The sequence below is a fragment of the Staphylococcus sp. FSL W8-1207 genome, assembly GCF_038003745.1.
Taxonomy (GTDB): Bacteria; Bacillota; Bacilli; order Staphylococcales; family Staphylococcaceae; genus Staphylococcus; species Staphylococcus equorum.
The window spans coordinates 130,137-155,678 of record NZ_JBBOPU010000003.1 but is presented as its reverse complement, the minus strand read 5'-3'; the positions used below and the strand labels follow the sequence as shown (position 1 = coordinate 155,678).

The 25,542-nt window shown below is 33.0% G+C and carries 25 protein-coding genes and 1 riboswitch; of the genes, 17 read left to right on the top strand and 8 right to left on the bottom strand.

All coding sequences use genetic code 11. The annotated features are described in order from the left end of the window. The first annotated feature begins 693 nt into the window (after nt 1-693). The 13 genes from NSR03_RS12590 to NSR03_RS12530 all read left to right on the top strand — a co-directional run bounded on the left by NSR03_RS12590 (nt 694) and on the right by NSR03_RS12530 (nt 14,320). Nucleotides 694-2,127, top strand: a complete 1,434-nt coding sequence (locus NSR03_RS12590; protein ID WP_069821120.1) for a YhgE/Pip family protein — start codon at nt 694-696, stop codon at nt 2,125-2,127. 27 nt (nt 2,128-2,154) lie between these two features. Next, a complete protein-coding gene (locus tag NSR03_RS12585) occupies nt 2,155-2,616 on the top strand; it encodes a MarR family winged helix-turn-helix transcriptional regulator (protein ID WP_069821119.1) in 462 nt (153 codons plus the stop codon). Between the two features lie 155 nt (nt 2,617-2,771). Continuing rightward, nucleotides 2,772-3,326, top strand: coding sequence for a DUF4064 domain-containing protein (locus NSR03_RS12580; RefSeq protein WP_069818377.1), 555 nt, complete (start codon nt 2,772-2,774; stop codon nt 3,324-3,326). A gap of 739 nt (nt 3,327-4,065) precedes the next feature. Next, nucleotides 4,066-4,989: an AEC family transporter gene (locus tag NSR03_RS12575; RefSeq protein ID WP_002506448.1), complete on the top strand. Its 924-nt coding sequence runs from the start codon at nt 4,066-4,068 to the stop codon at nt 4,987-4,989. 167 nt (nt 4,990-5,156) lie between these two features. Beyond that, the gene (xylB, locus tag NSR03_RS12570) at nt 5,157-6,653 is read left to right on the top strand and encodes a xylulokinase (protein ID WP_069821118.1); all 1,497 of its coding nucleotides are present in this window, start codon (nt 5,157-5,159) and stop codon (nt 6,651-6,653) included. A 162-nt stretch (nt 6,654-6,815) separates the two neighbouring features. Further along, a riboswitch (TPP riboswitch) is annotated at nt 6,816-6,924 on the top strand. Nucleotides 6,925-6,993: 69 nt separating this feature from the next. Continuing rightward, on the top strand, nt 6,994-7,578 hold the full coding sequence (locus NSR03_RS12565; protein ID WP_069821173.1) for a thiamine phosphate synthase: 585 nt from the start codon (nt 6,994-6,996) through the stop codon (nt 7,576-7,578). Continuing rightward, on the top strand, nt 7,571-8,695 hold the full coding sequence (locus NSR03_RS12560; RefSeq protein ID WP_021338919.1) for an NAD(P)/FAD-dependent oxidoreductase: 1,125 nt from the start codon (nt 7,571-7,573) through the stop codon (nt 8,693-8,695). Before NSR03_RS12565 ends, NSR03_RS12560 begins: the two co-directional genes overlap by 8 nt. Then, on the top strand, nt 8,673-8,873 hold the full coding sequence (thiS, locus tag NSR03_RS12555) for a sulfur carrier protein ThiS (RefSeq protein ID WP_021338918.1): 201 nt from the start codon (nt 8,673-8,675) through the stop codon (nt 8,871-8,873). The genes NSR03_RS12560 and thiS overlap by 23 nt, the downstream gene beginning before the upstream one ends. 1 nt (nt 8,874) lies before the next feature. After that, nucleotides 8,875-9,642 (top strand): thiazole synthase, encoded by a 768-nt coding sequence (locus NSR03_RS12550; RefSeq protein ID WP_069821117.1) that lies wholly within the window; start codon nt 8,875-8,877, stop codon nt 9,640-9,642. Next, entirely contained in the window at nt 9,639-10,640 is a 1,002-nt protein-coding gene (locus tag NSR03_RS12545) for a ThiF family adenylyltransferase (protein ID WP_021338916.1), read from the top strand. The genes NSR03_RS12550 and NSR03_RS12545 overlap by 4 nt, the downstream gene beginning before the upstream one ends. Nucleotides 10,641-10,778: 138 nt before the next feature. Beyond that, nucleotides 10,779-12,647, top strand: a complete 1,869-nt coding sequence (gene nrdD, locus NSR03_RS12540) for an anaerobic ribonucleoside-triphosphate reductase (protein WP_256092635.1) — start codon at nt 10,779-10,781, stop codon at nt 12,645-12,647. Then, nucleotides 12,644-13,180 (top strand): anaerobic ribonucleoside-triphosphate reductase activating protein, encoded by a 537-nt coding sequence (gene nrdG, locus NSR03_RS12535; protein WP_021338914.1) that lies wholly within the window; start codon nt 12,644-12,646, stop codon nt 13,178-13,180. Before nrdD ends, nrdG begins: the two co-directional genes overlap by 4 nt. Nucleotides 13,181-13,336: 156 nt before the next feature. Then, nucleotides 13,337-14,320: a choloylglycine hydrolase family protein gene (locus NSR03_RS12530; protein WP_021338913.1), complete on the top strand. Its 984-nt coding sequence runs from the start codon at nt 13,337-13,339 to the stop codon at nt 14,318-14,320. Between the two features lie 138 nt (nt 14,321-14,458). Here the strand turns inward: NSR03_RS12530 and NSR03_RS12525 are convergent, their stop codons facing one another. The 4 genes from NSR03_RS12525 to NSR03_RS12510 form a co-directional block, all read right to left on the bottom strand. Further along, nucleotides 14,459-15,025: an NADPH-dependent FMN reductase gene (locus NSR03_RS12525; RefSeq protein ID WP_021338912.1), complete on the bottom strand. Its 567-nt coding sequence runs from the start codon at nt 15,023-15,025 to the stop codon at nt 14,459-14,461. Between the two features lie 10 nt (nt 15,026-15,035). Beyond that, nucleotides 15,036-16,097, bottom strand: a complete 1,062-nt coding sequence (locus NSR03_RS12520; RefSeq protein ID WP_021338911.1) for an LLM class flavin-dependent oxidoreductase — start codon at nt 16,095-16,097, stop codon at nt 15,036-15,038. A gap of 13 nt (nt 16,098-16,110) precedes the next feature. Next, the gene (locus tag NSR03_RS12515) at nt 16,111-17,037 is read right to left on the bottom strand and encodes a VOC family protein (RefSeq protein WP_021338910.1); all 927 of its coding nucleotides are present in this window, start codon (nt 17,035-17,037) and stop codon (nt 16,111-16,113) included. 250 nt (nt 17,038-17,287) lie between these two features. Beyond that, nucleotides 17,288-17,914, bottom strand: coding sequence for a GntR family transcriptional regulator (locus NSR03_RS12510; protein WP_236593589.1), 627 nt, complete (start codon nt 17,912-17,914; stop codon nt 17,288-17,290). A 106-nt stretch (nt 17,915-18,020) separates the two neighbouring features. Between NSR03_RS12510 and NSR03_RS12505 the strand changes: the two genes are divergently transcribed. Genes NSR03_RS12505 through NSR03_RS12495 form a run of 3 tightly spaced genes read left to right on the top strand, consistent with a single transcriptional unit; the run spans nt 18,021 to nt 21,670 of the window. Next, complete coding sequence (locus NSR03_RS12505; protein ID WP_021338908.1) at nt 18,021-18,896, top strand: NAD(P)-binding domain-containing protein; 876 nt, start codon at nt 18,021-18,023, stop codon at nt 18,894-18,896. A 13-nt stretch (nt 18,897-18,909) separates the two neighbouring features. Then, a complete protein-coding gene (locus NSR03_RS12500; protein ID WP_021338907.1) occupies nt 18,910-20,292 on the top strand; it encodes a four-carbon acid sugar kinase family protein in 1,383 nt (460 codons plus the stop codon). A gap of 16 nt (nt 20,293-20,308) precedes the next feature. After that, complete coding sequence (locus NSR03_RS12495; RefSeq protein WP_031265934.1) at nt 20,309-21,670, top strand: gluconate:H+ symporter; 1,362 nt, start codon at nt 20,309-20,311, stop codon at nt 21,668-21,670. Nucleotides 21,671-21,744: 74 nt separating this feature from the next. Here NSR03_RS12495 and NSR03_RS12490 read toward each other — a convergent pair whose 3' ends face one another. From NSR03_RS12490 to NSR03_RS12475, 4 genes are all read right to left on the bottom strand, one after another. Beyond that, nucleotides 21,745-22,422: an ABC transporter ATP-binding protein gene (locus tag NSR03_RS12490; RefSeq protein WP_002506461.1), complete on the bottom strand. Its 678-nt coding sequence runs from the start codon at nt 22,420-22,422 to the stop codon at nt 21,745-21,747. A gap of 17 nt (nt 22,423-22,439) precedes the next feature. Then, a complete protein-coding gene (locus NSR03_RS12485) occupies nt 22,440-23,489 on the bottom strand; it encodes an ABC transporter permease (RefSeq protein ID WP_021338905.1) in 1,050 nt (349 codons plus the stop codon). A gap of 216 nt (nt 23,490-23,705) precedes the next feature. Further along, complete coding sequence (locus NSR03_RS12480; protein ID WP_021338904.1) at nt 23,706-24,134, bottom strand: pyridoxamine 5'-phosphate oxidase family protein; 429 nt, start codon at nt 24,132-24,134, stop codon at nt 23,706-23,708. Between the two features lie 91 nt (nt 24,135-24,225). Further along, a complete protein-coding gene (locus NSR03_RS12475) occupies nt 24,226-24,768 on the bottom strand; it encodes a LysE family transporter (RefSeq protein WP_285336383.1) in 543 nt (180 codons plus the stop codon). Nucleotides 24,769-24,930: 162 nt separating this feature from the next. On the opposite strand from NSR03_RS12475, the gene NSR03_RS12470 reads away from it, so the two are divergent. Beyond that, the gene (locus NSR03_RS12470; protein WP_021338902.1) at nt 24,931-25,479 is read left to right on the top strand and encodes a helix-turn-helix domain-containing protein; all 549 of its coding nucleotides are present in this window, start codon (nt 24,931-24,933) and stop codon (nt 25,477-25,479) included. Nucleotides 25,480-25,542 lie beyond the last annotated feature (63 nt).

Below are 25,542 nucleotides of genomic sequence, written 5' to 3'. Positions count from 1 at the left end.
AAATGCGATTTTTGTCTAATATTACAACAGTGTAACACATTGCACCAAAGTTATAGATTATCGATAAAGTTATGTTAGCAAGTAATATTAGTGATACAAGTCTTATATTATATATTATAGTAGACAGATTAAAAAAATGGTAATTATGAAGATAAAACATAAAAATAATCTAAACATTTTTATGTTTAGATTATTTTAGAGTGTCGACAAAACCTCCGACTTTGTTGGCAATTGTTATATGCAAGATTTCCGCTGGCATATCCTGTAGTACCCATCTAGCACTTTATTAACTAGTTATGAGACGGCCCAAATCATTGCCATTCTTAAAAACATATTATAATCAATTATCCATTTTTTGAATTTATATAGAAGAAAAAGCAAACGAAAATAAATATATAACTGAATCAATGAAAAAATTCCTTCAATATATACTTCTACTAAACTAATCTAAGTTAGCATAAAGAGATTTTTAGATTTCACTAATATTTTATGATTGACAAGTTATTTTCAAGAGCGTATTATATAAAAATGTACATGGGGTGTACTGTATAAATAAAAACACTCCACATATTTAAAAAATAGATAAATTTAAGGATTAATACTCTCCATAACGCAATGTTTATAGCGTTTGGGATTATTTTCAAACTAATAGTACATGAGGTGTACAATTTTAAAAAGAAAGGTAGATAGTAAATGTTTAATGAATTTAAATTTATATTCAGAAATAAAATGTTGATCGTATCTCTTATAGCCATAGCGCTTATCCCTCTAATTTATGTGGCACTATTTGTAGGCTCAATTTGGGACCCATATGATAAGACAGATCAATTGGAAATATCTATTGTAAATCAAGACGAATCAGCCAAATTAAATGGTGAAAAAATAACAATTGGCGATGATTTAGTAGATGAATTAAAAGATAATGAGGATTTTAAATTCCAAGCAGTTTCCGAGAAAAAAGCTGCACATGAATTGGAAAAAGGTAATAGTGTGGGAACAATTATTGTACCTAAAGACGCATCTAAAAATGCAACGACATTACTAGATGAAAATCCTAAAAAAATTAATTTAGAAATGCAAGTTAATCCGGGATCAAGTTACACGGGTAGTCAAACTGCTCAGAAAGCAATTGATACAGTAACAGACACAATTAAAGATGATATTCGTGAAAATTACTTAACTGAAATATTTGCGAGTACGAAAAAATCACAAGATGGTTATCAAGATACATCTGACGCACTAGGCGAAATGTCTAATGCAGAGTCACAATTAATTGATGGTAATCAGCAAGTCAGTGATGGCTTGCAACAATTAGTCCCAGCGGTAGGACAACCTGCACAGCAATTATTATCAGGTAATGACCAAGTTACTGATGGTTTAAATCAATTACAGGAAAATAATGATCAATTAAAAGCTAAGTTAGATGAAGCAATCACGAGTCAGCAAGATGTTTCACTTGAAGATGACAATGAAAAAGCATTAAATAATGTAACGAAAATAAATGAAAATAATCCTACTGAGGCTGACAATTATGGCGAAACAATTGTACCTTATATGGCGAGTGTAAGTTTATTTGTTGGAGCAGTGTCATTTAGTGCGATTTATCCATTGAGAAAAACATTAAACAAAGGCGTTTCCTCAACTAAACAAGCGCTTGGTAAGCTATTACTTTATCTTCTGCAAGGTGGTTTATCAGCATTGTTTATGAGTAGCTGGGTTATATTTGCATTCAATATGTCGATTGACAACGTAGGCCAGTTCCTATTAGTGAGCTTCTTATGGGCTATTGCTGCAATAACGATTACGTCATTCTTAGCATTATTCTTGGATAGAATTGGATTATTCTTATCCATGTTATTACTCATATTACAATTGAGTTCAAGTGAAGGCATGTTCCCAATTGAACTTTCAGCCAGCTTCTTTAGATGGATTCATCCATTTTCTCCAATGTCCTATGCAATTCAAGGATATAGAGAAGCAATCTTTACCAATGCTGGACACTTTAACTTTAGTTTCATTGTAATACTATTAAGTGCTATTATTATTGGAATGATATTATTACAATTCTTAGTGCTATTATGGTTTAACAAGAGAGAAAAAGTTCCATTTTCAGTGGAATTTAAGTAAAGCTAAAGCAATGTAGGGGTGAAAAGTATGGAAAATGAAAACATCAATCAAACGATAGAAGAAGCCATTACCAAATTTCAGTTTGTTATGTTGCATTTAAATAAAGAAATTGTAGAAATGATAAAGGAAACAGGTTTAGGTAATTTTTTATCAGGAGAACAAATTGAAGCAATGAGAATAATACAAACTGAAGGTAAAGTGACGATTAATGAACTTGCAATGTTGCAAAATATATTTAAAACGGCAGCTTCTAAACGTATCGTTAAATTAGAAGAAATGGGCTACGTTGAAAGAGCCTATACAGATAATAAACGTATTAAATTAGTTAAACTCAGTACAGAAGGGGAGACTTTTTTAAAAAAAGCAAATTCAGTTATGATTGAAGCTGTTAAAGAACGTATAGGTGACAAATTTACAACAGATGAAGTACATGAGTTTGTAGACCAATTGTCGCGTCTTAATGACGCATTTAAAGCACATAAAAACTGACAAAAAGACTCGCATACAATGCGAGCCTTTTTTGTTATTATATTATTTATTATTTTAAACATATTTTGTTTATAATGAATAGACTTAAATATTAACAATTAGTATAATTAGCATTGTAATTGAAGCGAATAAATAGAAATAGGAGGCGCACGATTATGATAAAAAGAACAACTGAACGCGTACTCACATGGATAGGTATTGCATTGCAATTAATTGGTGTAGTTCTTATCGCAGTTTTCATACCAATGATAGGTAACAATGAGGTGAAAGAAACAGTCATTCAACAAATGATGGCAGATGATCCAAGCTTCTCATATGAAGATGGTACAAATATCTTCGGTATGTTGAGTAGTTTATTAACAGCAGGCTTGGTTTTATCTATAGTAATTTTGATCATTGCAATCATTGGAGCTATTTTAATAAATAAAAAAGCTAAAGCAGCCGGAATCTTACTTATTCTAGTAGGTGTCATTTCATTCTTAGGAAACTGGATAAATGCGATATTATGGATTGTTGCAGGTGTTATGTTATTAGTGAGAAAACCAAAACAACCGATTCATGGTGAAGGTGAAATGTATAATGACAATAAACAAGACGCAGTGAATGAGTCATATGAAAGATCTAATTCTAATCAAGATCAAGATTTAAAAGACTTTGATGATTTAGATGGAAAAACGAAACAAGATCATAATGATCCATATAAATACTAATTAAACTCGATAATTAAATGGATCAAAAACAAACTAGGTTTCCAGATGATTGGAAATCTAGTTTTTCAAATTATAAATAAAATAGACATATTATAGTCATATTCACATTCATAAAACCGTAAAAAATATGTTATATTTTAATAAAGAGCTATTCAATTAAATTAATTGTTATCAGGCTATTTTCTGATATTAAAATGGGGTGAAAAATATGATGATGGTAATTGGAATGCTATTACCTATTTTGGTAGTTGGATTTATAGTGATGTCAGTGTTAGAAGAGAAAAAAAGAAACCGCAAGAAATAAAAAATTAAGTATTTGAAAGGAACACTAAACTTAGAATACTTAATTACAAAATAGAGCTAATTTCCGCATGAAATTGGCATTTTACCCAAAGGTTAGCCTTACCTCTTAGTGAAGGAAGACTAGCAGAAGTCTAATTCTCGACTCAGTATGTGGAATTCATAGTGGTTTGGATATATATTTTTTCAGACGACCAAATTAAAAAGAGTCTAGATTTCAGAATCTTAAAAATGAAATTCCATACATAAAATATTTATAAAACAACGGATTGTTTCACGTTAAACAATCCGTTTTTTATTTCATATGTAAATATAAAGATGAAAAATATTTTATTAGTCAGACAAACAGTAAATTAATTAATATTCTGCTATCATAAACTATAATAATTAATTTATATAAGTCTAATTCATATATGATTTTGAACAAAGGGGGAATATAATGAGTGAGATGTTGTATATTTTACAAACTGTACTTTTACCTATTTTTATCATGATTTTTTTAGGGTTTATTTTACAAAAGAAATTCACATTAGATTTAAAGACGCTAGCTAAATTAAATATATATGTATTTGTACCAGGGTTTATATTTGTGAAGTTTTATAAAACAGATTTCGCTATAAAGCTTTTATTTTACATAGTCATTTTCTTTATTTTGTATATGGTCGTCCTATATATAATTGGTAAGCTGTTGTCTACTATTCGTAAAACAGATAAAGGGGAAGCAACAACGTTGACGAATAGCATTCTGTTTTTCAATTCAGGCAACTATGGCGTTCCAGTTAATGATTTAGTGTTTAAAGGCGATCCATTAGCTATGTCTGTGCAAGTTATTGTATTGTCATTACAAAATATATTCACTTTTTCATACGGAATTTTTGCGATTCAGTCGTTGCAAATAGGGAAATTACAGGCGCTACTTGGATATTTTAAAATGCCAGTTTTATACGCTTTGGTGTTAGCTATTATTTTAAATTATAATAATGTGCCAATACCAGAATTTATTTGGACGCCAGCAAATTACGTGGCGGATGCAATGATTGCTGTTGCATTATTATTGCTAGGGGCTCAAATTGCGAATATTAAATTCAGCTTTAAATGGTCAATTTCTTATATTTATATATTTGTGAGACTAGTTATTGGTCCACTTATTGCTTTAGTGATTATTAAATTACTTGGTTTAGAAGGCGTGATTGCACAAACGTTATTTATCGCTTCTGCTATGCCAACATCGGTAAATAGTTCAGTTATTGCGCAAGAATATGATAACCACCCAGAACTTGCTGCGCAATTGGTCTTCTTATCAACACTACTAAGTGCAGTAACAGTAGTCATCGTCATCTATTTTTCTAGAATTCTATTTTAAATATCTAGACAACCTAGTGGAGCGGGAATATGAAATCATAATTTGATTTTATATTCCCGCTCTCTTTTTTAGAATTTTGATTTATTTATCGGACGTGTTATAAATAGGTCGTATATCACATATTACGAAATAAAAATTTAAAATCTATTTATAAAGGACCGATTAAATTGACTGATGCAGTGTTAGGTATTGATATTGGAACAAGCTCTGTTAAAGTAATAGCAGTAAATAGACATGGTAAAGTTTTACAGAGTGCAAGCGAATCTCTAGACATCATACAGCCACAAAATGGGTTTAATGAACAACATCCAGAAGCGTGGTTTAAAGCAACTAAACGATGTATTAAGCGATTAATGGTGACAGATGAAGTTAAGCATATGCATATTAGCGGACTATCACTTTCAGGACAAATGCATAGTTTAGTAATATTGGACGATAATGGCGAACCACTACGAAATGCAATTCTTTGGAACGATACAAGGACTACACCTCAATGTGAAGTTATTAGAGAAAAACTAGGTGATTATGTGTTAGATAATCCTGTATTAGAAGGTTTTACCCTTACGAAATTATTATGGATAAAGGAAAATGAACCTGAACATTGGCGCAATACGAAAGTGTTTTTATTACCTAAGGATTATGTTCGATTCAAATTAACTGGCAAGTTAAATATGGAATATTCAGATGCCTCAAGTACATTATTATTTGATCATAAGTGCAAAGCTTGGGATGAAAATATTGGTGAACAATTTGATATTCATAATATTTACCCTAAACTTGTAGCTTCACATAAATTAGTTGGTTATATGGACGAGAAGATAGCAACAGAACTCGGACTAAATGGGCAAGTGGCTGTTATTGCAGGTGGTGGTGATAATGCATGTGGAGCGCTTGGTGCGGGAATGATTAAAACCAATGAAACACTTTGTAGTATTGGCACTTCAGGCGTGGTCTTATCATGTGAAAGTGAAAAACATACGGAGTATCGCCGGAATATGCATTATTTTAATCATGCTTTAGAAGATATGGCTTATGTTATGGGCGTGACACTTGCTGCTGGTGACAGTTTGCAGTGGCTACGCCGAAATATATTAGGACATTTAAGCTATGATGAAATCATTACCATGGCGAGTCAATCACAGGTTGGCAGTAATGGATTATTATTCACACCATATCTATCGGGAGAACGCACGCCACATGGGGATTCCAACATCAGAGGGAGCTTTATAGGTTTAAGTGGCTTACATAGTAGTGGTGACATGGCACGGGCAGTTATTGAAGGTATAACCTTTTCTTTATTCGAGTCGATAAAATATTTACGCGATTGTGGTAAAGATATTCAACATATCGTGTCTATCGGTGGCGGTGCAAAAAGCGACTTTTGGTTGCAATTACAAGCCGATATATTTAATGCTGAAATTAGTAAATTGAAGTATGAAGAAGGGCCTTGTATGGGTGCGGCAATCTTGGCTGTATGTGGTCTAGGATGGTATGAAAGTATCGAAGCGACTACAAAGCAATTTATACGTTATGAAAAATCTTTTAAACCAGATAGTGAGAAACACGAACAATATATGCAATATTTTGCTTTATATAAAAGTGTATATCGACAAACTCAAAGTCTTACAGCTAGTTTACTAGAAATATCTAAAAGTAAAAAATAGTTACTAGTTGAATTATTTAAAAATAAGTAATAGTATCTACTTTAACACTTAAAAACAACTTAAATTATAATACCACTTGAAATAATCAATGGAATAGGTTAAGTTGTATGTAATAATTCTTCAACACATATTTAATAATTATTATAAAAATTAAATAGCTTAAATAACCACTGGAAGTGCCTTGCATAAGGCTGAGACCGAAGTAGTAACTTGGGAATTCCTTGAACCTGATCCAGTTTGTACTGGCGTAGGAAAGTGGCGTTATAAACATGCGAATTCGTTAATCCAACGTCATTTTTCTTACCAGAAAAATGACGTTTTTTTATTTGGGGTGAAAACATTGTTTATAGCAATTACACAGTATAAGTATTTAAATGCAGTAGAAATTAAGCAGTATATCAAAATAGAGCAGTTTATAGACTATTTAATTATCAGAACACCAATGGAGACGGCTGAATTGATTGATTGGGTTCATTTGCTTAATCAATCCGGCTTTCCTAAAAGTAAAATAATTATTCATGACAATTTAACTGTATTAACACGATGCAAGTTACGTGCGATTCATTTTAAAGAAAAAGATGAGCGCATAGCGGACTTTAAATATAATCATCCAGACATCCAAGTTAGTATGTCTACACACGACACAAAACATATAGCACAAGCAGAAGCATTACAGTTAGCATTTGTCTTATATGGACATATTTTTAAAACCAATTCCAAACCGAATCAACATTCAAGGACAGAAAATGAAATAAATAAAGCGTTAAAATTCAATATCCCAATTATCGCTTTAGGCGGTATCAATACACAAACTTTAAAAGAGCTACCTAATGGATTCAAAGGCATTGCAGGGATTTCCATTTTTGCGCAACAAAACGTAAATGAAATCAAACAGCTGAAGGAGGCTTGGCAGACGTATGTATGATGTCATAATCATTGGCTCTGGTGTAATGGGCATGTCAATCGCGAGAGAATTAAGTAAATCAGATATCAAAATTGCTGTGATAGATCGTGATATACCAGGGAAACATGCTTCATTTAAAGCTGGAGGCATGCTTGGTGCTCAAAATGAATTTACTGAAGACAGTGATTTGTTTCATATAGCACGAGAGTCTCAAGTTATGTTCGAGCCACTGAGGGATAGTTTGCTAGATGAAGTAGGCTTAGATATTGAATATCTGGATAGTGGTTTAATTAAACTCGCAAGCAGTATTGATGATAATGCAAGTGTTGAAAAGCAATACAAATTTCTGCAGCAATACAACCGAGATGTGGAATTATTGCCTGCAAAGTCACTGAAAGAAAGAACGAATGGCAACGTAATATCAGACAATTTATCCGCGATGTATATACCGAATGATAATCAAATCAATGCCAATAAATACACGAAAGCGTTATTAAAATCATTAGAACAACGGGGCATTCACCGTATTTACAACACAGAAGTTAGTGACATAACACCATTAAATCCAGGATATCGTGTGGTAACGGATACAGATGTGTTAACTGCGGAAAAGGTAGTGGTCGCTGGAGGAGCTTGGAGTGGAAAATTATTGAGCCACCACATGCCAAACAGTAGTGTTACAGGAGTTAAGGGTGAAGTGTTACTTGTAGAGCATCCAAATCTGTCTTTAGAAACAACGCTATTTACTACAAATGGTTGTTACGTTGTTCCAAAAATGAAAAATCGTTATTTAATTGGAGCCACAAGTTATTTTGATGATTATTCAGTAGGTGTTTCTCAATTAGGGAAAAAATGGTTGTTACAACAGGCTACGATGCATATTCCTAACTTAAGAGATGGTAAATTAATCAATCAATGGTCAGGCATTAGACCTTATACCTCAGGTGAAAAACCCATTATGGATGAAGTAGCTAAACATTTATTTATCATTTCAGGACATTATCGCAATGGCATTTTACTATCACCTTACGTTGGAAAATGGATGGGCGATTGGATTCAGTATGATCGTAAGCCGGAACAATTTGCAGATTTTATAATTGAAAGGGGTAAGACCAATGAAGTGCATTATAAACGGTGACAACTTTACTTTTGATAGGGCATTAAGTATTCAGGAAGTGATTCAAGAACTAGATTTGGATGAAACGCGTATGATTGTGGAACATAATGAACAATTAATTCAGAGAGAACAATTTTCAAAGCATAAGGTTACGGATGACGATCGTTTGGAATTATTAGAATTTGTAGGAGGCGGATAACATGTTCAAGATAGGCGAATTTAAGTTAAATTCAAGATTATTATTAGGAACAGGGAAATTTGATAGTGAAGCGATACAAACTGAAGCAATCGAGGCGTCAGGGACAGAGGTTTTGACCTTTGCAGTACGTCGAATGAATTTATATGATAAAAAGTTACCCAATCCATTAGCGAAAGTAGACTTATCTAAATTCATTACTTTTCCTAATACTGCCGGGGCCAAATCAGCAGAAGAAGCAGTCCGCATAGCTGAAATCGCAAATCATGCAGGTGTCTGTGACATGATAAAAGTAGAAGTTATAGGAGACGATGAAACGTTATTACCCGACCCGTTAGAAACGTATAAAGCTTGTGAAATCTTGTTAGATAAAGGTTATACAGTTTGTCCTTATATTTCTAATGATGTGGTATTAGCAAAACGATTAGAAGATTTAGGTGTGCATGCAATTATGCCACTCGCATCACCGATAGGCACGGGAAGAGGTATTAATAATCCTTTGAATTTACGTTATATAATCGAAAAAGTAAATGTTCCTGTCATAGTTGATGCGGGTATTGGTTCTCCTAAAGATGCCTGTCATGCAATGGAACTCGGAGCAGATGGTATCCTACTTAATACGGCAATATCTAGCGCACAAAATCCAGTGAAAATGGTGGAAGCGATGAAATTAGGTATTCATGCAGGTAGGTTGAGTTATGAAGCGGGAAGAATACCAGTGAAATACACAGCACAAGCTTCAAGCCCTACTGAAGGTATAGGGTTCCTATGACACAACGCTATGATCGTCAAATGCGTTATGAACCATTTGGTAAATATGGACAAGCGCAATTGCAACAGACACATGTCATGATTATGGGCGCAGGTGCGCTTGGAAGCCAATGTGCAGAGTTGTTAACTCGAATGGGTGTTGGTCAGCTCACTATTATCGATATGGATATTGTAGAAGAATCCAATTTACACAGACAGGCTACTTATGTTGAAGCAGATGCCACGCAAATGCTGCCTAAAGTAGAAGCGTTAAAAGTACATCTTGGACAAATTAATAGTGAAGTTCAAGTACAGGCGTTATATCAAGAGATTACAAATACAAATATAGAAGCATTACTCTGTCAACATCAACCTGATATCGTACTGGATGGAATGGATCATTTTGCGATTAGGTATTTGATTAATGAAGTTTGTCATAAATTAGGTGTGCCATGGATTTATGGAGCAGCTGTAGGCAGTAAGGGTACAGTATATGCCATTGATTATCATGGGCCATGCTTAAAATGTATGCTTGGTACAACACCATCTACAGGGGAAAGTTGCGCAATAAATGGTGTACTTCCTCCAGTGATTCATCAAGTGGCAAGCATGGAAGTATCAGAGTTATTAAGGTGGCTGTCTGGAAAAGGTTTTTCTAGAAAGTTAACAACGATGGACTGCTATACGATGCAGTATAAAACACTTAATATAGATACATTAAAAAACAATAACTGCCCTATCTGTAACGAAGGAAATTATGAATATCTCAACATGGCTCAACAAAATTCTATTGAAAAACAGTGCGGTAATGTATTTCTATTGAGATTTACTCCTCAAATATTTAAATATACAGATTTACTACCAGTGAAAGTCATGAAAAGTAATTATTTCGCTAAAATGATATCTTATCGAGATTATGAAATAACGCTATTTAAAGACGGCAGAATGAACGTGTATGGTATTGAAAATGAAGACCAAGCTGTAGCATTATATGAAGAATTTCTAAAATGCTTAAAGTGATAAATGAGTTAATACATTTATTGCAAAAACAAACTAAAGTTCATGAAATGTTTAAAAATATATGACAAATTCGTTAACGTAGATGTTCATATTTGAATCACTATATATAGTGTTATAAATTAAAATAAAACACAATATATAGTAAAGAGGGATAATGTGAATAAACTTGAAACGAATTTAAAAAATCTTATTACTAAAGATCCTACAGTAGTTAATGAAAATGCCAATAAAGATAGTTCTACGTTTTCAACAATGAGAGATTTAACGGCGGGAGTAGTTTCTAAATCATATGCATTGGACTATTTACTGCCAAAGCATGTGGCTGAAGCGCATAAACAGGGAGATATTCATTTTCATGATTTAGATTATCATCCTTTTCAACCATTAACGAATTGTTGCTTAATCGATGCTGAAATTATGCTAGAAGACGGTTTTCAAATAGGTAACGCAACAGTGACTTCACCGAAATCGATTCAAACAGCATCTGCGCAGTTAGTACAGATTATTGCGAATGTATCGAGTAGTCAGTATGGCGGTTGCACAATTGATAGAGTCGATGAATTGTTAAGTAAGTACGCTCTATTTAATGAGCAAAAACACCGCAAAGTTGCAGAAAAATTTGTGAATGCAGCGGATATTGATACATTTGTGGATAATCAAGTGACACAAGATATAGGCGATGCTATTGAGAGTTTAGAGTATGAAATTAATACTTTATATACATCTAATGGACAGACGCCATTTGTAACACTGGGATTTGGACTCGGTATAGATAAATATAGCCGTAAAATTCAGCAAGCAATTTTTCACACGCGTATTAAAGGATTAGGTAAAGACCGCATTACCGCAATTTTTCCTAAATTAGTATTTTCCATCAAAAAGGGTGTGAATTTCAGTGAATCAGATCCCAATTATGATATTAAACAACTTGCGCTAGAATGTTCTACAAAGCGTATGTACCCAGATATTTTAAATTATGATAAAACTGTGGAATTGCTAGGCGATTTCAAAGCACCGATGGGATGTCGTTCATTTTTACCTGCATGGAAAAATGAAGCAGGTGAATATGAAAATAATGGTAGATGTAATCTTGGGGTAGTGACACTCAATGTACCACGCATTGCATTAGAATCTGATGGAGATATAGAACTATTTTGGAAATTATTCCATGAACGCATGAATATCATGCATGATGCGTTAGTGTATCGTTTAGAGCGAATAGCAGAAGCAACACCTGATAATGCTCCTATTTTATATAAAAATGGCGCATTTAAACATCGTTTAACAGACAATGATAGTGTGATGGACCTATTTAAAGGTAAACGTGCAACATTGTCTATGGGGTATATCGGTTTATATGAAGCGGCTACAGTATTCTTTGGTCCGAATTGGGAAAGTAAGTCCAAAGGCAAAGCATTTACGTTAGCTATTTTAAAAGCCATGAAAGTTTATCAACTACGTTGGACTGAAAAATACGATGTGTGGTTCAGCATATATAGTACACCAAGTGAATCTTTAACAGATAGATTTTGCAGATTAGATCGAGAAAAATTTGGTGACGTTGCTGACATTACAGATAAAGGCTACTACCAAAATTCATTCCATTATGATGTACGTAAAGACATTACACCATTTAAGAAAATAGATTTTGAAAAAGATTATCCTGTATATGCGAGCGGTGGGTATATTCACTATTGCGAGTATCCAAAGCTCAATCATAATTTGAAAGCTTTGGAAGCGGTTTGGGATTATTCCTATGACAAGGTGAGCTATCTAGGGACGAATATCCCTATCGATCATTGTCGTAAATGTGATTTTAAAGGAGATTTCAAAACAACAGCTAAAGGTTATCGATGTCCTGAATGTGGTAATGATGACCCAACAACCGTAGATGTCGTTAAACGAACTTGCGGTTATTTAGGCAATCCTGTACAACGGCCGACAATTGAAGGTCGTCATAAAGAAATGTGTGCACGTGTTAAACACTTGAAAGATACAACATTATGAAGATCTTAGAAATCACAAAGGGACAAGGTTATATTGCCAAAATAGAAGCGCAGAGCTTTGTTGATGGCGAAGGGGTTAGATGCAGTATGTACGTTTCTGGTTGTCCTTTTGCTTGTAAAAATTGTTATAACAAAGCTGCTCAAAATTTTAGATACGGAGAACGTTTTAACGAAACTATTTTAGAAGAAATTATGGATTATTGTGAACCTGATTATATTTCAGGTTTAAGCATTTTAGGTGGCGAACCTTTTTGCAATTTAGATATTACTTTAAAATGTGCCCAAGTATTGAGGCAACGTTTTGGTAATTCCAAATCGTTATGGGTATGGACAGGATTTTTATATGAATATTTAGTTCAAGATACTGCTGAGAGAAGGGCATTACTTGAGCTCATCGATGTATTAGTAGATGGGCCTTTTATCAATCATTTGTTTCAACCTAACTTACCTTATAAAGGTTCATTAAATCAACGCATTATTGATGTACCAATTTCATTGAGCACAGGTAAACGATGTGAATATATTACGACTTAAAAAGAACTTAATTTTTTATATTCTAACTCGGTTACGCAAGCGAATTAGTATTAATATAGTAAGAAGTTTCCTAATATAGAGGGGAACAAGGAACAAGAAACTGAATTTAATCATTATAGATAGAGATTAAGCATAGCGTAAAGGAGTAGATTATGAATGTGTACAGGATTTTCATTCTTATCAAAGAGTAACCAGGCGATCTTAGGACGTACGATGGATTTTGTCTATCATTTGGACGGACAACCCGCAGTACAGCCGCGTCATTTTTATTGGGAATCACGTGTTGGATATAAAGGTGAGACGCTGTATGGTTTTATCGGAGCAGGCAGCGATATGGCAGGCTTTGTATTTGGAGACGGCGTGAATGAACACGGCGTGGGTGCTTCCGTACAATACTTTAGAGGTTATGCATCGTATGCTTCTGAAGTACGAGAAGGCTTTATAAATATTAGCCAAAACGAAATTATTACATGGATACTTGGCTATAATAAAAATATTGACGATTTAATCGAAAATGCTAAATCAGTTAATGTGGTAGCACATGTAGTAAACGAAATTGCAGAAGTACCGCCATTGCATTATCACGTTTCTGATGATACAGGTAGATCTGTCGAACTTACATTCCAAGGTGGCCGTATCGTCATAAATGAAAATCCAATCGGCGTATTAACGAATAACCCAGATTTAAACTGGCATTACGAAAACCTAAGAAATTATACAAATATTACACCACAGAAACCAAAGGAAAGTACATTTATGGGGCAACCACTAAAATCCTTAGGAAATGAAGGTGGCACTTATGGTTTACCGGGTGGCTATACAGCACCAGAGCGATTTGTGCGCACCGCATTTTTGAAAAATCATCTTATAAATAGTGACAAACCTGAGTATGATGTGTTGGATGCATTCAAATTATTAGATGGCATTAGTATTCCTAAAGGCGCTGTACTTGATGAAAATGGAGAATTGCATTATACCCTTTACCAAACAGTGTTCAATTTAACAACACGCACAATGTATGTTAAATGGTACGATACAAACCAAATGACTGAATTGCAATTAACTGAAGACCTCATCACAAAAAAAGATATTACTGTTTTTGAAACAGCTAAAGGTTTAGCTACCAATAAATTGAATTAATAACATATTGATTATAATGATGAAAGATTAAAAAAGCGGAGAGACGATGATATTTATCGTTTCTCCGTATTTGTATTAAATCAACTATTTTATAATTAATGATTAATGTACTTAAGTTTAATTTGTGAAATTTATATACTAAAAGTCATATTGATCATTTTCTTCTTCTATTATTTGTGAATACACTTTGGAGACGCGTAATGTTGAAGTAGCTAATTCCTCTATTCTGAATAAGATATCATCATTTACAATCGTACCTTGTGAGAAATCACGTTCTTCGATAAATACATAAGTTTGAATAATGTGTGCCTTCATATAACCTAATATTGGTTTTAATTGTGTTTCAGGAATTAAATAATGCTTAGGCGAACCGGCCGTGGCTATGATTCCGATAACTTTATCTCTAAAAGCGTTAACAGGAAGTAAATCAAATACGTTTTTTAAAGTGCCAGGAATTGAAGCTTGGAATATAGGGAAACCAATAAAAATAATATCAGCTTGCATTAAGGCAGTAGTGAATTCTAAAGTATCCCCTGAATAATCTAAATAATTGCGACCATCACTAAATGACAAATTTAAATTTTTTAAATCAAAAAATTGAATTTCATGTTCTTCATGTTGATGAGAAATTGCTTCGTTTAAATATGTCATGGCTGTACTTGTCTTAGAACCGACAGTTGAGCCGGATAGAATTACGATTTTCATGTTAAGTCACCTACTTTTTCAAATGTTTTTTGACTCCAGGTATAATTTCATTACCGATAAGTTCGATATTTTTCATGATTTTATCGAAAGGTACACCACCAAAATCAATTTGCGCCATAAATCTTTGGTGATTATATAACTCATGTTGGTAAAGTATTTTTTCAATAATTTGCTGTGGACTTCCTACCATTAGGGCATCTCTATAATCAGGTGTATTTGCAAATTGTTGTTTTGGATAACCAGTTCCTCTTATAAATGACATGCCTACATTAATATGAGGATAAAATTCACGTAAAGCAGCTTGTGTTGTATCAGCAGTATAGAATAAACTTGCTGTAGAAACAGGTAATGCTTCAGCGGAATTGTCAAAGCCATATTCTTTGGCAGTTAAACGGTATTCGTCTATAGAATTTTTAAATGTCATTGCTGGACCACCTAAAGTTGTAATCATCATCGGAATACCTTGACGACCAGCCTTGATTGCACTAGCAGCAGGACCACCAACTGCTCTCCAAATTGGTAACACATTATCTATAGGCCTTGGAAAAATTTCCATGTTATTTAAGTCAGGTCTGAACTTACCAGACCAAGTAATTTTATTTGCTTTATTAAGTTCTAACAGTAAATTTAATTTCTCTTCATAAAGTTCGTCGTAGTTATTTAAATCTAAACCAAATAAATCGAATATACCAGTGCGTGATGCTCTTCCCGCTACAATTTCTGTGCGACCCTGAGAAATAAGGTCTAGTGTTGCAAAGTCTTCAAAGACTCTAACTGGATCAGCTGCACTAATAATAGAGGATGAACTAGATATTTTAATCGTATTTGTTGCTTGTGCGATTGCACCTAAAATAACAGTGTGCGCCTGTGTAGTAAAATGTTCTTGATGGCTTTCACCAACGCCGAAAACGTTGATACCTGCTTGTTCGGCTAATTGACTCGCTTCAATTAATTCTTGTATACGTTTTTCAGAACTTACTTTTTCACCTTTATGAGGATTAAGTAAATGGTCTCCAAGTGAATAAAGACCAAATTCTAATGGGGTATTTTCATTCATTTTTAATTTAGCCATAGCGTATCATCCTTTATAAATCATGTAGTTTAGACTCTATTTCTGTTCTTTGATTTTCCATAAAATCTGGCAAATTGAGTTCTTTACCTAGGTTTTCAATCTCTGTATCAACCGTAAATCCAGGTGAATCAGTTGCAAATTCATACATAATACTATTATGTCGATAATAAAGAGATTTGAAAAAGTAGCGATCTATAATGCCACTATTATTTCCTGGGTTATGATCAATTGTGTTTAATACGGACTCTAAATTTGAATCTTTTGGCGTGTTCACGGCGATATGATGTACATATCCTTGACCAGGACGCGCACGCTCTCCTTGTTGTTCAATAACTACGAAATCAGTATACAAACCTTCTTGATCTAATGTCATAACAGTTTCGTCAGTGTCTTGACGAGGTGCATAATTTAGTTCGTTTTTTAAAAAATCGATTGTTGGTTGAGCTTCACGTACTCTAAGCTCAACAGGTCCCATACCTAATATTTGATGTTGTACAGGAACATCCGCATAAGGATTCTTTCTCCACGTTGTGGGGATTTTATAATCATCGTTAACGAGCAATACGATTTCTAGATTATCGACATCTTTAAATAATAGTGCTGGCTGATTTAGATATGTTATATCAGTTGTCGTAATATTAGCTTCTGTGAGACGCGACTTGAAATAAGATAGTGCAGCTTCATTTGGGACGAGTAATGATAAACGATGGATAGAATTTGTACCAGGACGGTTCTTACCTACATGTGGAATTTCAAAAAAACTTAGTAATGTACCGACAGAGCCAATTTCATCACCGAAAAACAAGTGATACATAGTTGGATTATCTTGGTTCACGGATTTTTCTACCAAGCGTAATCCTAATAGTTGAGTGTAGAAGTCTTTGTTTATTTGAGCATCTTTTGTATACATTGAAATGTGATGATGACCGACAATGTTCATATGTGTACCCCCGTATTATGATAATTTCTAGTTTTAATACTCATTACCTATTTAAAAGAAAATAAACCGATGTAGTATAAAAAGTATACTAGTTATCTATAATATATGTCGAAAATGGAAAAAAAGCAATAACTGTGAACTAATATAATTTATACATAGTTTTCATTTAAATTATATTAGTTCTATAATTAGTCGAAATAAAAATAGGCATAGATACATTGAATTACTATGTATCTATGCCTATTTGATGTTATTCAGTTTTTTTAAAATCTAAATAATAGAGACTGAATTCTAAATCATTTTTTAGGTGTGTTTCTAATAATTCAACAGCTAAATCTATGTCTCTCTTAAAAAGTGCCGCAACAATTTCCTTGTGTTCTTCGATTAATCCAGGGCGACGTTGATTAATGACAGTTTGACTAAATAAATAGATAAAACTTTTGTATTTTTGATACGTATCGAGTATAAATTGATTATTTGTAGCTGCAATAATCTTTTGATGGAACTTGTCATTCGTTTCAATAATTTGATCTTCAGATTCTTTATCGATATTTATTTCGGCATACTTATTTAATTCTTCTAAATCTTCTTTTGTGTATACTACCGCTGCTTTTCTTAATGCATAGGTTTCTAATAAAATACGCATTTCAAAAATTTGTCTATATTCTTCACTTGTTGGCATGAAAATATAAGAGTTTTTAATAAAATATTCTAATTCTAGTTGTTTCAAAGCCTCGCGTATAGGTGTTCTGCTTACATCATACTTCTTAGCAAGTTTAGCTTCTGTAATCTTTTCATCTTTTTTCAATTCACCAGAAATAATATCATTTCTAATCTTTTGATAAACAGTTAATTCATTAGTGTTCAATTTCTTCACCTCATTATCATAAGTGTACTATAAATAATTCTTTGTATAAATGTATACATTTTAACTGTTTTAGTATACAATAATGTTTGTAAACGTTTTCAGGAGGGTGTAATTTATGAAAATAGGATTTATTGGTCTCGGTATAATGGGAAAACCAATGGTTAAGAATTACTTGAAAGAGAATGTGACGGTTCTCGTTAATGATTTGAATAAAGAAGCAGAAGCAGAAGCTATTAATGAGGGGGCACAAGCAGTATCTGTAAAACAAATGGCTCAAGAAGTAGATCACATTATTACTTCATTACCTAATGGTGAAATTGTAAAAGCAGTTTTATACAGCGGAAAAGATGCAATTTTAAATCAGTCAGATATTAGTGTTCAGACAGTCGTTGATACAAGTTCGTTAACGCCAAATGAGTCGTTAGAGATAAGTAAAGTTTTGAAAGAAAAGCAAATTAAATATATAGATGCACCTGTAAGTGGCGGTGAGCCATTAGCAATTACTGGTGAACTCTCAGTCATGATTGGTTGTGATGAATCAGATTTAGAAATCGTTCAGAGCGTTCTAAAACCTATTGCAAAATCTGTGATAAGAGTCGGTGATGTCGGTGCAGGAAGTGTTGTTAAACTGGCTAATCAGATTATAGTAAATACAAATATTGCAGCACTTTCTGAAGCAGTTGTACTTGCGAAAAAATTTGATATTGACTTAGAAAGCATGCATGAAGCAATTAAAGATGGCCTTGCAGGTTCAAATGTTATGGAAGCAAAATTTCCTAAGATGATTGAAGAAGATTATCAACCTGGTGGCACACTTAATATAAACCTGAAAGATATGAAGAATGTAAGTTCGACAGCAGATACAGTTGGACTAACACTACCTTTAGCAAATCAAGTCAAAGAAATATATAAATCAGAAGTAGCCCAAGGGAATGGTACAAATGATCATTCTGGTATTATAAAATATTTTGAAAAAATTAATAATATATAGATGAGGTGAGAAAGTGCTAACTGAAGATTTAATTAATCAAACAAACAATGACGAGATTCATAAGCAATTGGATGACTTTAAATATAAAATCATAGTTTTGGATGATGATCCAACTGGTACACAAACAGTTAAAGACTTACCTGTGTATACAGATTGGTCGGAAGATTTAATTGAAGATGGATTTAACCAAGAGAATCATATGTTTTATATATTAACTAATTCTAGAGCATTGAATGAACAAGAAACGACAAAATTGCATCAGGAAATTAGTCGAAATATAGAATTGGTTTCTCGACGTTTAGACTACCCTTTTATTGTAATTAGTAGGGGCGATTCCACTCTAAGAGGTCACTTTTATTTAGAACCTAAGGTCTTAAGTGATGCCTCAGAAAAAGCATTTGATGCGGTGTTTTATTTACCTGAATTTTTTGAAGGTGAGAGGTATACATATAACGGCGTCCATTATCTTAAAGAAGATGGGAAATACACTCCTGTTTCTGAAAGTGAATTTGCAAATGATACTACATTTGGTTTTGAATCCCAAACGATGGCAGATTTTATAGAAGAGAAGAGTTTTGGTGACGTTAAAGCTGAAAATGTATACCATATTACGTTATCTCAAATAAGAGAAAGAAATAAAGAAAGTATATTACAAACATTTCACGCAGTATCAAACTTTGATGCAGTCGTGGTAGATGCATTAAATGATGAAGATATGGATTATTTTGTATCTTGTTTAACAGCATTTTTAGCGAATGATGATAAGAAATTTATGTTTAGAACAGCTGCATCGTTTGTGAAATCGATGTGTCAGACTCCAGGTGAAATCATTAATCTAAATCAGTTTAGTAATAATAACCATGGCGGTTTGATTATCGTTGGATCACATGTGAAAAAAACATCATCACAATTACACCATTTACTAAACAACACTCATATCACACCAATTGAATTTGATGTTAAATCAGTTACTAAAGCAGATTTAAACGTATATATAGACGAAAGAATTCAAGAAGTAGAAGCATTAATTAAAAATAGTAAAGATGTGGTTGTTTATACTTCTAGAGATGTTATTAAGACTGAAGATTTAACAAATAATTTAGGGATTTCTACAAATATTTCAAATGCTTTGGTAGAAATTGTAAGGGGCTTAAGCATAAAACCAAAGTTTATTATTGCCAAAGGCGGAATCACTTCTAGTGATGTTGCCACTAAAGGATTGGAAATTAAAAAAGCACAAGTAATTGGGCAAATAACGCAAGGCGTACCTGTGTGGCTGACTGGTGAAGAAGCAAAGTATTCTAATATGCCTTATGTTATTTTCCCGGGAAATATTGGTAGTACTAATACGTTAACAAATGTATACAAAATGAACAGTAGTATAAAAGAGAATTAGAAGGTAGGGAGATAAAATGATGGGAGAAATGTGGCCATTAATTGCTGTAGTAATAGGGGTACTTATATTATTAATGTTAATTATTTGGCTTAAATTAAATACATTTATTGCATTAATCATTACTTCAATGGTAACAGGTATCTTGCTAGGTATGCCTTTAGACACGATTGTCACTACTATTGAAAAAGGGATGGGCGATACTTTAGGACATATTGCAATTATCTTTGGTCTCGGGTCCATTTTAGGAAAACTGTTATCTGACGGTGGTGGAGCAACACGTATTGCAGACACACTTATAAACGTTTTTGGCGAAAAATATGTGACCTGGGCTATGATTATTGCTTCATTTATTATTGGTATTTCGTTATTTTTAGAGGTAGCGTTTGTATTATTAATTCCATTAGTATTTACATTAGCAAAAAGAATGGAAATATCGAATTTAAAAGTCGGCTTACCAATGGCAACATCAATTGCTATAACACATGGATTTTTACCACCTCATCCAGGTCCTGTAGCGATTTCCGAAGCTGTTAATGCAAATATTGGTTATGTGCTAATGTATGGAATCATTATTGGAATTCCGTTAGCGATTATTGTTGGCGGAACATTTCCTTTAATTGCACATAAACTGACACCAGAAGCTTTTAAAAGAGAAGGTAATCAAGCAGCAGTTGGAGAAATGAAGGAATACGATCAAGATCAATTACCTAGTTTTGGTATTAGTCTACTAACAGCACTTGCTCCAGTTATATTGATGTTATTGGCGACAGTGGTACAACTCATTACGGGTAATGATGATGGTAACGCCAAAGGATTTGAAGGTTTTATTTACTTTATTGGTACTTCTGTAACTGCAATGCTTATCGCTGTGTTGTTTGCGATATATACAATGGGAATTAGACGTAAACAAACAATGAAGGAAATTATGGACACTGTTGCTAACGCAATTACACCAATTGCTATGTTAATACTTATCATTGGTGGTGGAGGAACATTCAAGCAAATATTGATCGATGGCGGTGTTGGTGACACTATATCAGAAATATTTAAAGGCACAGAAATGTCACCGATTATTCTTGCGTGGTTGGCCGCTGCTTTATTACGTACAGCATTAGGCTCTACAACAGTAGCAGCGATTTCTTCAGTAGGAATTGTATTACCATTATTGCAAACAGCAGATGTGAATATTTCCTTAGTAGTATTAGCAATTGGGGCAGGAAGTATTTTCTGTTCTCATGTTAATGACGCAGGTTTCTGGATGTTCAAAGAATACTTTGGTTTAACTATGAAAGAAACATTTTTAACATGGACGCTATTAGAGTCTATCTTATCTGTGGTAGGTCTTATCTTAATATTAATCACAAATTTAATTATATGATATTAATTGTTAACCAAAATAAAAAATCCCTTCATAAACAATCACTTGAATGTGATTGCTATGAAGGGATTTTATTATGATTTGTTGTCCTGAGTCAGCGTAAGCATACCATCTTCCATGTGATATACGCTATCACAATACTCTGTTAGTCGCTCATCATGCGTAACGACGATACAAGTTTTGTTTTGTTCCATCGTTTGTTCTTTCAAAATTTTCATTACTTCCATTGCATTATTCGTGTCTAATGAAGCGGTTGGTTCATCAGCTAGAATAATTGATGGTTTTGTATAAAGTGCTTTAGCAATCGCAACGCGTTGCTTTTGTCCACCAGATATTTCACTTGGAAGTTTATTCTCAAGCACCGCAATATCTAGTTGCTTAACAAGTTGATTATAACTTGCTTCATCTAGCACATCTTTTTTCTGTTTTTGTAGTAACTTAAATTGCTGTTTTACATTTAGAAATGGTACAAGATTCGTAGCTTGAAGAATAAAACCAATTTCTTGCATCCTCGTTTTTGCTAATTCTTTTAACGACAGTTGAGAAACGTGTTTATCATTGATGATAATTTCACCAGATGTAGGTGTTTGTAATGCGCCGGCCATTGTTAGAAACGTACTTTTTCCAGAACCAGAGGGTCCGATAATGGCAATTAGTTCATTTTTATTAAATTTTAAAGATGTAGGTTTTACAGCTTCAATTGTTTGATTCCCGTCTTTAAAGCTTTTAGTGACGTTTTTAAATTCTAGCATTTATTATACACTCCTATTTATCCTATTGCCTTGAGTGGATCTACTTTTCTAATCGTCAATATCGAGAAGAGGCTACCTAATAGAGAAACTATGATAAGGACGACGCCGTATACTAATAATGTAGTAACATCAAATTTAACCGGGACTACACTTGGTAAAAAGGCGCCGGTCAGTAAAGTTAGCGCCAGTCCAATTAATGTACCAATCATTGCAATGATGAATGTTTGTGATAATACAACTTTTGCTAAATATCCATTTGTGAAACCTTGTGCCTTTAATACACCGAATAAATTTGTTTTTTGTAACGTAATGACATATAAAAAAATGCCAATCACTGTTGCAGAAATAATAAATAAGAACGTGATCATAAAGTTTAAAGTTAAGTTTTGAGCTTGATAACCTGGTAAATTTTCAACGAAACTTTCAATTTCTATAGCTTCTAAATCACTATTTAAATCTTGCTTATTCCAATTTTTATCTTTGACCACGACCGCATTGGTTGTATCTTTATCCAATGAAGGGTTAATTTTTTGTATTGTACTATTATTAGAAAATAGGACTGGCGAGGCATTGTATTTAGCACTTTCACTAAAGCCTACAATTTCCAATTTTTCATCTGATTGTGATAACGATAATTTATCTCCTATTTTAAACCCTTTATCTTTTAAAGTTTCATCCGCCACTACTTCATTGTCAGATTTTACTTTTTTGCCTTCTATCATATCAGGTACTAGGAAAGAATCAGAAGTGACACCAAATAGTAAGGCATTTTCTTCTGCATTACCATTAGAAGCGATAACACCAGTCTGTTTTAAAGTCGTTTGTTTATCATATGTATTTCTGACATCATCTTTATTGAACGAAGACTGTTCTACAGTTTCATTTGCATCTTTATTTAATACAATAGCATCGGCTTGCCATTTATCGATGCCTTCTCTATTCATATTCATCAGACCGCTTGCTAAGCCGGATAAAAGGAAAAGTAGGTAACTGATCATAATTAAGACACCGATAATCAAGCTGAATTTCAACTTGTTACGCTTAATTTCATTCCATGCTAAAAACATAAATTACCTCCTATGTGTTAATTGCGATTATATTTATATAAATTAAAAAATTCATTTTCAACTTACTTGTTTTATAAAGCTTACTTCTATCATAACCTATTAAAAATAAGATGTATTCATTTTCTATGTAAAAAAGACAGTGTATCTTGAATCGTAGATTATTTAATGAAAGACAAAACACTTGTATAAGCATTGCTTATACAAGTGCTTTGAAAATTAATCTTCAAAATTAATAGTTTGTGGTTCATCTAATGTTTTATCATTCATTATCTTAATAGATTGTGGCTGAGCTTTAACTACGCATAATTCTGGGTCAGTTTTGTTATCGAAAAACGATTTGTCTTGATTTTGCCATAACCAATCAATTGTTTCTTGGTCTTGAGCAATTGATAATGTGGCATCAATTTCTAGAAAACTACGATTATTTGTGTCATCGTAACCAATTAAAATATGTGCACGTGGATTTGACTCAATTTCGTCAATTTTTATTGAGTTAACATTTGTTTTTGTATAAAGCGTGTTACCGTCATTATAAAAAATCATATATCTACTGTTAGGCACATTATTATATGCGGTAGATAGCACTCCGACACGTGATGTATTAAGTATTTCATTAATCTTGTTAGTTAAATTAGTATTATCCATATATAAATCACCTCTGTTTGCTTTATTCCCTAATAATGATATTTAAAAACTAAATTCCGAAAAAAACTAATGAAGTTCAATTAGATAATAATTATTCTAAAATCATCATAAATGCTAAAACTACAAGACATGCAGACATACTAACTTTATAGATAAATTCATATTTTAATAGAAGTTTTTTAAAGCAAAGTCCCATAACTGCCCAGGCAACTGCACCTGAAACACCAATAAGTGCAATGATAATTGTATAACTGAGTGTAGCAAGAAAACTTATATTTTGAGTAGTTACATAGGTCACGATTGCAGTAAGTACATAAACGATTGTTTTAGGATTCATATATTGAAGAAGCAAACCATCTCTCATACGATACGTATTGCTTTGTTGAGCGTCTTTAGCATTGTGTTTAAATACAGAATAAGCAAGATACAATAAGTAAATAAATCCCACTATTTTAATTACAAATATAAAACTCGAAAAGTAAGCAGCCATATACTCACTAAATAATAAGCAAATCATGGAAAGTGTTAAAAAACCTAATCCAATACCAATTAAGAATTTCGCAGTGCCTTTAAGATCTAATTTTAAAGCGCCATCTAATGCTAATAAGTTATTTGGTCCAGGTGTATAACTCATAAAAAAAGTATAAAAAACAAATGATATAAACAAATTGCATTCTCCCTTCATTATCCTGTATTATGGAAATATAAATATAAAACTTCCGCTCAATAGGATATTTCCTTTTAAAAGGATTTTATATCCATTAAACAGGAAAGTCAATGTAAAAGGGGCATAATAATGGAATTTCATAAAATAGTAGCTAAGAATATTTACTTATATAGAAAGAAAAATAAGATTAGCTTGGACAAATTATCAAAGCTCACAGGGGTGAGCACATCTTCATTGAATGAAATTGAAAAAGGTAATACGATTCCTTCAATAAATACCGTTTGGAAAATTAGTAATGGTTTAAAATTATCGTTTAGTAGTTTAATGAATGAGGCAGAGTCAGATTATACACAGTTAAAAAAAGAAGATGTTGTACCTGTTACTGAAGATGAGGGGAAATATCGTGTTTATCCATATTTTCCATTTGAAAAGAGTAAGTCCTTTGAATTCTTTTACGTTGAGCTTGATCCAGGAGCAACATTAGATGCCGAACCCCATTTATCCGGTTCAGAGGAATCAATTATTGTAATTGATGGACAATTAGAAATGCATTTAGAACATGAAACGCTTCATTTAGGCGAAGGCGATGCTTTGAGGTTCAGATCAGACATCTCTCATAGTTATGTTAATAATGGAGAAAATATGACCCTAATATCTATGGTTATTGACTATCAATAAATTAAAACCCATGTTTCTCTACATAGTAGAGGGCATGGGTTTTGTTATAAAATAATATAACTG